Source organism: Flavobacterium sp. XGLA_31 (assembly GCF_051547105.1).
Lineage (GTDB): Bacteria > Bacteroidota > Bacteroidia > Flavobacteriales > Flavobacteriaceae > Flavobacterium.
In genome coordinates this window covers 82,996-95,313 of the sequence record NZ_JBPTTM010000007.1, presented here as the reverse complement: position 1 = coordinate 95,313, position 12,318 = coordinate 82,996, and the positions used below count along the sequence as shown (strand labels likewise).

At 41.6% G+C, this 12,318-nt stretch carries 6 protein-coding genes; 4 read left to right on the top strand and 2 right to left on the bottom strand.

Translation table 11 applies throughout. The annotated features are described in order from the left end of the window. The first annotated feature begins 25 nt into the window (after window positions 1–25). The 3 genes from ACSVH6_RS11910 to obgE all read left to right on the top strand — a co-directional run bounded on the left by ACSVH6_RS11910 (window position 26) and on the right by obgE (window position 3,044). Window positions 26–598: an adenylate kinase gene (locus tag ACSVH6_RS11910; protein WP_438078773.1), complete on the top strand. Its 573-nt coding sequence runs from the start codon at window positions 26–28 to the stop codon at window positions 596–598. A 108-nt stretch (window positions 599–706) separates the two neighbouring features. Continuing rightward, complete coding sequence (locus ACSVH6_RS11905; RefSeq protein WP_438078859.1) at window positions 707–1,930, top strand: hemolysin family protein; 1,224 nt, start codon at window positions 707–709, stop codon at window positions 1,928–1,930. Window positions 1,931–2,009: 79 nt separating this feature from the next. Beyond that, a complete protein-coding gene (gene obgE, locus ACSVH6_RS11900; RefSeq protein ID WP_438078771.1) occupies window positions 2,010–3,044 on the top strand; it encodes a GTPase ObgE in 1,035 nt (344 codons plus the stop codon). Window positions 3,045–3,111: 67 nt separating this feature from the next. Here the strand turns inward: obgE and ACSVH6_RS11895 are convergent, their stop codons facing one another. Then, entirely contained in the window at window positions 3,112–3,858 is a 747-nt protein-coding gene (locus ACSVH6_RS11895) for a hypothetical protein (protein WP_438078769.1), read from the bottom strand. A 614-nt stretch (window positions 3,859–4,472) separates the two neighbouring features. Between ACSVH6_RS11895 and ACSVH6_RS11890 the strand changes: the two genes are divergently transcribed. After that, window positions 4,473–6,626, top strand: a complete 2,154-nt coding sequence (locus ACSVH6_RS11890) for a S46 family peptidase (protein WP_438078767.1) — start codon at window positions 4,473–4,475, stop codon at window positions 6,624–6,626. 75 nt (window positions 6,627–6,701) lie between these two features. Here ACSVH6_RS11890 and ACSVH6_RS11885 read toward each other — a convergent pair whose 3' ends face one another. After that, window positions 6,702–12,227: a fibronectin type III domain-containing protein gene (locus ACSVH6_RS11885; protein ID WP_438078765.1), complete on the bottom strand. Its 5,526-nt coding sequence runs from the start codon at window positions 12,225–12,227 to the stop codon at window positions 6,702–6,704. Between the last annotated feature and the right edge of the window lie 91 nt (window positions 12,228–12,318).

Below are 12,318 nucleotides of genomic sequence, written 5' to 3'. Positions count from 1 at the left end.
TAACTTAAAACACATCACTACCAAAATGATTAACATCGTTCTTTTCGGAAAACCAGGTGCTGGAAAAGGCACGCAAGCTGAATTTTTAAAAGAAAAATACAACCTGACCCATCTTTCTACCGGGGATATTTTCAGATTCAATATTAAAAATAATACGGAGTTAGGGCAATTGGCCAAAACGTTTATGGACAAAGGGGATTTGGTGCCCGATGAGGTAACGATTAAAATGTTGGAAAGCGAAGTGGATAAAAACCCGCACTCTGCCGGTTTCTTATTTGACGGTTTTCCAAGAACTTTAGCCCAGGCCGATGCACTGGATAAATTTTTGGAATCAAAGAATCAAAATATTACCGCTACAGTGGCTTTAGAAGCCGATGATGAAATTTTAGTACAACGGTTGTTGGAAAGAGGGAAAACCTCCGGACGCCCGGACGATCAGGATGAAGAAAAAATCCGTAACCGTTATCAGGAATACAACGAAAAGACCGCTCCTTTGATGGATTATTACAAAGCACAAGGAAAGTTTCATGCGGTAAACGGTATAGGTGCTATTGAAGAAATTACAGAACGATTAAGCCAAGTAATCGACAGCTTGTAGTGGACAGTTTCAGGTAGCAATTGGAAGCTTGAAACCTAAAACTTGAAACCAAAATAAATGGAAATACTGATTATCCTTTTTTTAATTCTGCTCAACGGAGTGTTTTCCATGTCGGAAATCGCACTGATATCTGCGCGTAAAAACCGCCTGGAAACGGCAGCCAAAAAAGGGAATACCAATGCCAAAGTGGCTCTTGATTTAGCCAATTCCCCCAACAAGTTTTTGTCTACGGTGCAAATCGGGATTACGCTTATTGGAATACTTACCGGAATTTATTCGGGTGAAAAGATTACGCACGATATGCAGGCTTTTATAGCCACATTTTCGGCACTGAAACCTTACTCAGAGAGCATAGGAGTAGGGGTTGTCGTAGTGATATTGACGTTTTTTTCTTTGGTTTTGGGCGAACTGCTGCCAAAAAGAATCGGACTTAATTATCCGGAAGCCATTGCCAAAGGGGTAGCCGTTCCCATGAAAATGGTGTCTATAGCCACCATGCCGTTTATTTGGTTGCTGACCAAATCCACCGATGGTATTTTGGATATACTCAAGATCAAACCTACCGCCGACGGTAAGGTCACCGAAGAAGAAATCAAAGCCATCATCAAAGAAGGTACGGAAGGCGGCGAAGTTCAGGAAATAGAGCAGGACATTGTGGAGCGGGTGTTTCACATTGGCGATCGAAAAATTAATTCCTTGATGACCCACCGCCAGTCCATCGTGTATCTTTCGTTGGAAGATACAATTGAAGAACTGAAAGCCAAAGTGCTGGATGAATTGCATTCGGTATATCCGGTGTGCAAAGACAATATGGATGATGTGGAAGGCATCGTGTTGCTCAAAGATTTGTTTACCAGTTTTGAAAAAGGGAATTTCAAATTGAAATCCATTACCAAAGACCCGGTGTACCTCATTGAACATACCTCGGCTTACAAAGCCTTGGAGAATTTTAAAAAGTCCAAAGTACATTATGCTTTGGTGACCGATGAATACGGGGTGTTTCAGGGAATCATCACCCTGAACGATATCTTAGAAGCTTTAGTAGGTGATGCCTCTGATTTTGATGATGACGAATACAAACTCATAGCCCGTGAAGACGGCACCTGGTTGGTAGACGGCTTGTATTCGTTGCATGATTTCCTGACCTATTTTGATATGGATGAATTAACCAATGATTATGAAGTGACTACCGTGAGTGGCCTAATCATGACCGAAATGGGCAAAATACCTACCACAGGGGAAATATTGGTTTGGAACAAATTAGAGTTAGAAGTCATCGATATGGATGGCGTGAAGATAGATAAAGTGCTTGTTAAAGCGATTAAAGAATAAGAGCGATGAAGAAAGATTGGAGATGATGGCTGTTAGCTGTTTTTCAAACTTGGTTCACTCGCTATAGCGATTAGGAATTATGACTGAAGGAAACTTTGTAGACTACGTAAAAATATATGTGTCTTCCGGTAAGGGAGGCAAGGGCTCTTCGCATTTACACCGCGAAAAGTTTATTGAAAAAGGCGGTCCCGATGGAGGTGACGGAGGACGTGGCGGCCATGTCATTATCCGTGGAAACAAAGGATTGTGGACGCTGTTTCACCTCAAGTTTGCCCGACACATCAAAGCCGGTCACGGTGGCGATGGCGGAAGCTCGCGCAGTACCGGTCACGATGGGGAAGACAAAATCATCGAAGTGCCGTTGGGCACTGTAGTAAAAGACAAAGAAACCGAAGAGATCCTGTTTGAAATTACCGAACACGGGGAAGAACGCATTTTAGCGAAAGGTGGCAAAGGCGGGTTAGGGAACTGGCATTTTCGTAGTGCGACCAATCAAACGCCACGCTATGCCCAACCTGGTATGCCGGTAGAGGAACGCGATGTAATATTGGAATTGAAGGTGCTGGCCGATGTTGGTTTAGTAGGTTTTCCGAATGCCGGGAAATCGACCTTGCTTTCTGTGCTCACCTCTGCCAAACCCAAAATAGCCGATTATCCGTTTACCACGTTGAAACCCAATTTAGGGATAGTGGCGTACCGCGAATTCCAGTCGTTTGTAATGGCCGATATTCCGGGAATTATTGAAGGCGCTGCGGAAGGGAAAGGCTTGGGGCATTACTTCCTGCGCCATATTGAACGCAACTCCGCCCTGTTGTTTTTGATTCCGGCCGATGCCGATGATATTGCAAAAGAATACGAAATTCTGTTGGATGAATTGCGTCGCTACAATCCGGAAATGTTAGATAAAGACCGTTTGATTGTCATTTCAAAATGCGATATGTTAGACGATGAATTAAAAGCTGAATTGAAAGGACAATTGGACAAAGCCTTTAAAGGCACTCCGTACCTGTTTATTTCCTCTGTGGCCCAGCAGGGACTTACGGAATTGAAAGACAAGCTGTGGGAAATGCTCAACGTAGATACCCAGCTGCCGGAAAACAGCCATGGTTTATAAAACAAAAATCCTCACCGAAGTGGGGATTTTTTTATACGCTATCTTTTTTGAGCTATTGTGCAACGTTTTATTTTTTCTTTAATTTAATTTCGAGTACTCCATTTTTTCCCTTCACACCATATTTATCAACTGCACTTTTATCTTTTAAAACAGTTATTGAATCTACATCTTCTGGTTTTAAATCTCTGATGAATTCTTCGGTTACTTCTTTTCCATCAACAATATAAAGCGGGTTCGCTTTTGTTTTTTGATTATAAGAATAACAATCTGAAATAATGTCTATTCCTTGTATATATTGGTCTGAGTAATATTTTATATCAACAGGATATTGAGGCTTTTTATCCTTATCAATTTTTACATAAAAGTTGAGTTTGTCATCTTTTTTAATTCCCCAATAATCCGAACATCCTCTGGAAGTCCAAGTTTCTAGTGAGTCATATTTTTTTAAGACGTCGGATGCTTTTAAAGTTTTTAATTCTATATAGTTTCCGTCTGGTAAATACCCTTTAAATTCTCTTTTTAGATGGATTTTTGCGATAATAATATCGTCAGTTTGGTATTTTTGAAAAATAACGCCTGGATATAATTCGCTTTCATAACCAATTCTGTTTTCAAATCTTCTGTCTTGAACAAACTCGTCTGAACACATATCCATTTCTTCGAGTTCTACTTGCTTTAAATTCGAATCTTGCTCTTTTAAATTATCTATTGTTAATTCACATAATCTAATTTTTGAAAGATCAACGATTTTATTATTTTGAGAAAAAGCCTCAAAAGAAATCAAAAGAAGTAAGAGTAAAGAGGTATTTTTCATGTACTGGGTTATAAAATATTACATCTACCAACTCAAATGTAATAAAAATACCGCATGGTTTTACAATTTTATTCTTCTCCTGCCTCTAACTCCAAAGTGCCTCTTTTATTAGGTCATAGTGTCTATTTAAAGATACAATGGTCTGTTTTATACGGTCATTTCGAGCGGTGGAATGATTCCGAAACTCGGTTGTGGCATTCCGAAAGGTATTTTTGGTAATTCGAAGCCCAAAAGAAGGGTTTCGATACCCACAGGAAACCCTTCGAAGCCTGAAAAAAAGAATTCATAGTACGGGTAAAGCCATTCGAAGACGATTCTTCATCCTTCGAAGCCGGTTTTAAGCATTACGAAGCTCGTTCTTAGCATTACGAAGCCCGTTCTTAGGCTGCGAACCCTTGGAAATGCTCAAAAGTTGGTTTTTGGTCGATATGACATTTTCAAATTTTCAAATCCTCCAATTGATACGTGCTTTGGTCTGGTTTTCTGCGGAAAAAACGAAGTTTAAATCGGCAAAAAAAGCTATATTCGCACCGCTTTTAACACCGTTCTTTGTAACAAACTCAAAATTCGGCAGACTATTAGCATTCAATCTAATAACACTTATAACTTTCATTATGAAAAAAATTATGCTATCCTTAATCGCCGGGATATTGTTGCTCCCTATGAGCATGAAAGCCGACGAAGGAATGTGGTTCTTAATGTTCATTGAGCGTTTAAACCACCGCGACATGCAAAAAATGGGGTTGCAACTGACCTCAGAAGAAATCTACAGCATCAACCACCACAGTCTGAAAGACGCTATCGTTCAGTTCAACGGAGGGTGTACCGCTGAAATTATTTCTAAAGACGGATTGGTTTTAACCAACCACCACTGTGGTTATGATGCCGTAGCCGAATTGTCTACTGCTCAGGACAACATTCTTAAAAATGGCTATTGGGCCGAGAACAAGAAAGCCGAAAAACACGCGCAAAGCGGATTGTACGTGCGTTTCTTTGTGCGTATGGACGACTGTAGCAAACGTATTTTGGCTAAAGTAAACCCATCGATGTCGGAAGCCGACAGAGAGAAAGCGATCAATGCCGAGATTGCCGCTATTGAAAAAGAAAACAACGAAGGTGGTAAATACACGGTATCGGTGCGTTCGTTTTTCCAAGGCAATGAATTCTACTATTTTGTATACCAAGACTACAAAGACGTACGTTTGGTAGGTGTTCCGCCTGAAAGCTTAGGTAAATTTGGTGGTGATACTGATAACTGGGAATGGCCACGTCAAACTGCCGATTTCTCTATGTTCCGTGTATACGCTGACAAAGATGGTAACCCGGCAGACTATTCTGAAAACAACGTACCATTGCAACCGAAACACTACTTGCCTGTAAACTTAGGTGGAGTGAAAGAAGGTGATTTTGCCATGATTTTAGGCTATCCGGGAAGAACCAACCGTTGGATGCCTGCAGGCGGTATTGAACAAAACGTGAAGTTTGCTTATCCGGCTTGGGTAGAAGGTGCTAAAACCGGTATGGACAATATGAAGAAATACATGGATCAAAGCGATGCACTTCGTTTGGTATATGCTTCGAAATATGCTTCTACAGCGAACTACTGGAAAAACCGTCAAGGGATGATTGATGCTTTAACCAAGTTCCAAACATCGAAAACAAAAGCGGCACAGGAAGCTAAGTTTGACAAATGGGCTAACAAACCGGCCAATAAAGCCAAATACGGAAATGTTATTACCAACATCAACAAGTTCTACAGTTTGACTAATGAAAAGTCAAGACACGATAACTACATGCAACAATTGTTCAGAACTACGGCTTTTGGTGCTATCGGAAGAAACTTAGGGAAACAGTTGGATTTGTATGTGAAAGCAGATGCGGCCAAACGTGCTCAGGCAGCTCCGGCTATTGCTGAAATGGCGGAAGAGATGTATAAAGAATTGTACATTCCGGCAGAGAAAGATTTATTGGCAGCGCAATTAAAATTGTATGCGACCAAATCAACAGGTTATAAAATTGCTCCGATGGTGGAGAAAATCGGAAAAGAAAACAACAACGACTTTACCAACTATGTGAACGCTGCAGTTGATTTAAGTATTTTCGCTTCGGTAGATAAAATCAAAGCATTCTTAGCCTTACCAAGTCAAGGCATGTTGGATAACGACCCGTTGTATGTGTTGTCAAATGATTTGTTGACGCATTTTAACTCTAAATCAGACGAAATTGCCAAAGCACAAAACGATTACAGTGCTTCTTTCCGTTTGTTGGTAGAAGGGTTAAGAGAATCTAAAATCGGTACGATCAAATATCCGGATGCTAACTCTACGTTGCGTTTAACTTATGGTAAAGTTCGTGCATTGCCGGCTGACAAACGCAATCCGGTGTCGATTAACAACTATACTACTTTAGACAGTCAAGTGAAAAAATACAAAAAAGGCGATGAAGAGTTTGACTTGCCGTTGAAAGTATTGGAAATGAACAAAAACAAAGCATACGGTCGTTATGCTGATAAAGACGGTTCGTTACACGTAAACTTCCTAACCGATAACGACATTACCGGAGGAAACTCAGGTTCACCGGTATTGAACGGAAAAGGAGAGTTGATTGGTTTGGCTTTCGACGGAAACATCGAGGCGATGGCCGGTGACGTTATCTTTGACAACAAATTACAAAGAACCATCAACGTAGATATTCGTTATGTGTTGTGGGTAATCGAGAACTTCTCGGGAGCCAAACACATTGTTGACGAAATGACTTTGGTGAAATAACAATCAAATCAGAATAAACAAAAAAGCCGCTTCGAGTAATCAAAGCGGCTTTTTTTATAAAAAGAGGTTAGGGTTTTAATGAAGGAGTTTTTTGGTCACTGTTTTTCCGTTGTTTAAGGTGATTTTGATGACCAATGTTTGACGGCTTTCATTTAACGTATTGATGAGGTACTCGTTCGCATTGATACCGGTGGCGGAATAAAGTTCTCTTCCCAGCATATCATACACCTGAATTTGCTGTATGTTCTCATCAAAAGATTGCACCGTGATTTGCTTGTTGGAAGAAACTACCACCACTTCGGTTGCCGCCGATTTGCTGTTATTGCCATTGCCTCGTTGGTATTTATAACGCAATTTAAAACGGGTATTGTTCGTGCCTGCAGGGCTGAAAAACGTATACGGCGCTTCGCGTAAACTTTGGGTAATTCCCATTTCGGTATCTTCTATGTAAATGTTTCTGTTTGGATTTTCGAATAACCCGTCTACTCCACCAATAGCAATGGTGTAGTTTCCGGCTGTAGCTGTTTTTAACCCCAGAGGTACGATGTCATTTGGGTTGAAAGGAGTTGAGCGTCCTTGAATTACAAATTTATCATCACCAATTAAGGAATAAAGTGCCATTGGTGTTACGGCCAAAGTTCCGGCATCAAAGAAACTGTCGGTTCCCATGGTCGCACCTTCTATATAACCTACTAAGATTCTGTCGGATTCGTTGTTGGCGTTTAATAAATCCAGCCAGATTCTGTTGCGTTCCAGATTGTTTACATCAAAGCTGTTATTCACAGGTGCCTGATTCGACGATTTATAGAAGGTGGTATTCGAATAACTTTCATTGCGTAATGCATTGTTGAAGGAAACGGTCGTAGAACCTGTAGGACCGTCAATCATCTGAACAAAGAACCCTTGTCCCGCGCCTACAAATAAATCGGCTGATGCGGCAGGGCAACAACTGGTTCCGGTGAAGTTATAGGTAAAATAATCTCCCGGATTGTAATTGTATACAAAAGTATCATAGAAAGGGCTGGCAATTAAGGAAGGCAAAGTGCCGTGAGTCCAAAGACGGATTTGCCCCATAATCTTGGTGTTGTTATCATACAAAAACTGACTGCCACGAATAGAAGACGGATACGGATTGCCTAACAGATTCCAGTTGTCACTGTAATTGTTGATTTCGGTTCCGTTATATCCGGTATGGTACGCAGTATTTTGGTCACTGCCACGGTAAATGGTAGTGGTGATGATTCCGTTGTTAGGTACTCCTGTAAAAGAACCGAGTAATGTGGCCGGAACCGTCGCACTGAAACTTCCCGGGCCTCCAACGATATATCCTTTAGCCGGAAGCATGGTATTTCCGGCGGCACTTTCCCAAGTACCTTGTCCACCGTTGTTATTGGCAATGGTAGTGTTCCATTTGTAAATCGCTCCTGAAGCTATAGGGGCTGTAATATTATCCACATTGAAATTAGCTACCGGAGAAGACCAATACACATAATCCGGTTGTCGGACACTGGTGGTTCTTTCCATGGTAATACTTCCTGAATTGGTCACATTGTTTATCTGAATCAGATTCGCACTGTTTTTTACCGTAAATGTTCCGCCTGTAATCACTTTAACGAAATCGGTAATGGTAAGGTTGTTGCCGGAATTTAGGGTTAGATTACCACCGCTAAGCACCGATAAATTATAACCGTAAGCATTATACGAGGTTCCCGAAATAATAGGGTCGTTAGTCACATCAGGAATTACCACACAATCTAAATTTGTCGGAACACCGGTTGGTGTCCAGTTGTTGGCTTTGTTCCAATCGGTATCAACCGAGCCGTTCCAAACTTTGCTACCGGTTACGGTTACTGTGGTTTGGTCTGTTTTTTTGAGAGTAGTACCATTACAAAGGGTATAGGTTACTTCGGCGGTATATACAGTGGTTGCTGTCGGACAAACATTAACGGTAGCCGATGTGCCTACTACCGGACCGGTAGTTCCTGCTCCCTGGTACCATTTAATTGTAGTTATGGAAGTGCCTGAAGGGACAAAACGCCAGGCTTCGTTGGTTGCAGTCCAGTTGGTGTCCAAGCCGTTTCTTCCCGGTGCCACTACCGCTTGGGTTCCGGAGCCATTTTGAACACCTACAATAGCGTTTCCGCCGTTCCAAGGCGACACGTTGTTGTTGTCTATGTTTTTTTCTTTGATATATACTTCAATCACATTGGTATTTTCATAGAGTACCATCATACCGGTATATAAAATGCTGTTGTCAGAGAACATGGGAACATCGCTCCATGAAGCTACTAAGGCTCTGCAGCCGGTATTGAGTGTAATTAATTCCCAACCTACTACGCCTCCTTCACTTGGGTCAATGTCGTGGTATACGCCATAAATTGTATTAGCAAATAAAGCTCCGGTAGTACTCGGTAAGTTATTGCTGAAAGAGTATCCCGAAGCACCCCCGGCATTGGCAGTATTAAATGATAGCAAACCATTGGAACCTATGATACAAGAGTTATAGGAGTTACCGTAAAAGCAGAAATTAAAGGGTAGACTTATGGTCGGAGACCATACATCATCACTGCTGACACTTACAGAATTGGCTAAGCAGCTAAATTGGTAAGGAGGAGCATAAGGAATAGACTGAACCGTGTAGTTGGTGGTTTGGCCTAACTGCAGATAGGTGGCCTCCAAATTTACACAAGATGAGGATGTACAGGTAATAGGAGCAGGATCTGCACCGCTTAAGCCTAAACCTCCTGCGATTACGTCGGGACAACCTAAACTTGTCGTTCCGGTTCCGCCTCCAACGGTACAATTGGGCTGGTAGAAATTAATCGGTCCAATCCAAACTCCTTGTCCTAAAATAGCGTTACAATTTGAGCGTACCCAGATGTAGTAATTCGTTGAAGGGGTTAGTCCTGTCAGGTTAACAGTAGTTATTCCGGAAGCTGTTGAACCTGTTGGGGTTGCGGCTGCAAGAGGGTTGGAATTGGAGGTTGATAAAAAATATTGATAACCGTTTGTTGGGGCCGGTGAGGCGGCTGTCCAACTAACGGTAGTCGTAGTGGTTGAGGTAATAATCGATGTGATATTGGTTGGATATCCGGCACACGGCAGCGTGGTTACCACAAAAGTGTAATCTTCGGTTTCTCCTGTAATTCCCGTGTTACAACTTACAGGAGTTGAGGAACTGTAATTGGCTACAATTCGCATTCTTGTGGTGCCGGAAAGTGCTGTTACAGGAACGGTGAAACTTGCTGAGGGATTGGTAAAGATGTACGAGCCATTAGTGCTGTATACCCTTTCTCCTGCATCTGTAAAGACTCCGTTTTGATTCCAATCTACAAAAACAGAAACACCGAAGCCTCCTGAAATATTATTGATTGAAGCGGTAAAAGAAACGGTTCCGTTTTGAGTTTGGGAAACGGTTTGCGGACTGATAAAGTTGCCGTACCCACCGGCAGAAAACCCTGAATTAGTATTTGTGATATTGGTTGTGCCTCCGGTTGTTACAAAGTCATTGATGTAATTGGTAGAAGTAACTGCTGTGGAAGCACAGTAGCTGTTGAGTGTTGTAAAAGTAGCTGAAGAAGACCAGTTGCTGTATTCGCTTCCGCCACAATTGGAACGCAACCAAACATAATACGTAAATCCGGAAGTTAAGCCTGTAAAAGTATAACTTGTTGCTCCGGCTGCTATGGTACCACTTGCGGTACTGTTGTAATTAGGAGCAGCGTTCGTTGTGCTGATGTAATACTGATAACCCGAAGCAGGAGCAGGAGTTGGAGCTGTCCAATTTATTGTAGCTGATGAAGCTCCAATAGCGGTTACTGTTGCAGATAGTGTTGGGATAAAGCAATTTTCAATTTGAACTACGACGTTGTCCAGATTGAAAACGGTCGTACTCGGCGATTGTAACGCTTCTAAGCTAAAACCAATATAGTAAACCCCGGTACTGCCCGGTGTGAAATCGATTAAGTTGCTTTGTATGGCTGCAATACCACTATGCGTGTATAAAAGTGAGTTAATATTGCTGTAATTAGCTGTGCCGTTGGTTGTTCCGTAATATACTTTGAAATCGGAAGTTCCATTGTTTGAACCGTAATCATACGTCAATCGGTAAGTGGTACCGGCAACTAAATTAATCGGTTTTGTAATGAACATATTGGCAGCTTGATTACAATAGACCATTCCGGTTGCAAGACTTGTAACCCATGCAGAAGAGGTCGTGTTGCTACCGTTAACTGCAGATGTACAAGTAGGAAGCGGTCCGTTTAATCCGTTGAAGTTTTCGGTATAGGTTACATTAACCGGGTTGCATAATGTGGTAAAACTACCGACACTTTGCCAAGCTGAATATGAGGAGCCACAGTTTGAACGTACCCAAACATAGTACGTAGTGCCATCACCGGCTAAGCCGTTTACGGTGGTTCCCGTAGCTGTTCCCGATGGCTCGTTTCCGGTTACCAATGTCGTTCCGGATGGAGCAGGTATGGCTGTTGAGGTATCAGGTAATGTTGGCGATGCATTTGTGGTAATGTAATAATCATACCCATTGCCCGGAGCTGATGCGGGTGGTGTCCAACCAAGTGTAACACTTTGGTAGGTAAAAGAATTTATAGTGAGATTAGAAACGGTACTGCAAATAAGAGTCGCCGGAATACATCTTACTTTGATTAAAAATCCTGTCGCTGGATTTGTGTTGCTTGTGGTGGTGAAATTGACCGTAATGCTTCTGTCTATGCCATTAGTGGTATTGTAAATTGTGGTTGTGGGATTAGTAGCCCCACTGTAACTACTTAAAGGCGTATCACTATCGGTAAGTGAAATAGCTCCTGTTGAAACGGAACTACTGTTGATGCTGTTGAATGAAATGAACTCAAGTTGAATCTGATAATTAATTGGGTCGGCCGGAACAAATTTGACATTGTTGTTCTGACTCGGACTATGAACATCGGATGGTCCTCCGTTATCATAAAAATAGTAATCGATGCCGTTAGGGATGACTTGGGTACAAGTCGTTGTAACACCGGTTTTAGGGGTTATGATAACATTATCTGTCGCAGCTGTGGTTCCATCAGTGGAAGTGATGGCAATATCGTCAAAATATACAGCTTTGGCCGTCGTTAATGTGAATCTGACATAGACATTTGCCGGTATTGTCAGGGTTGCACTTTGTGTCCAGGGGACTGTTGCTGCTGAAGAGATTGTGGTTATGTTAGTCCATGCTGCACCGGGATAAGCTGCATTTTGCGTGCTGGAATAGTCTACAGAAAAAGCGGAACCTGATACTAAAGACTTGTAATAGAAAGTCATTGTACCTGACTTTGTGACTAACGGAGTGGTCACATAGTGAGCTGTTGTTGTTAATAAAGCGGCATACCTTCCTGTGTAAGAGTTGGCAGTCGATGTGGTATAGCTTTGAACGGAGTTTAACCAGCCTGCTGTTGCCGTTGCATTAAAACTTTCAAAAACCTGTGTGTATGCGTTACATTGAGCTGAGGTATTGTTTGTGCCAAACAAAAGAACTAAAAAAAGAATAGCAGTTCTTAAGTTTATTTTACTCAAAACAGGGGATTGGTAATAAATGGCTTTTGAGTATTTTTTTTTCATATTATGAAATTCTTGAGATTGACAGTTTAACGCGTAATATAATCTTATTTAGTGTAAAATTTTAATGTAAATTATAATTCACGATAAACTG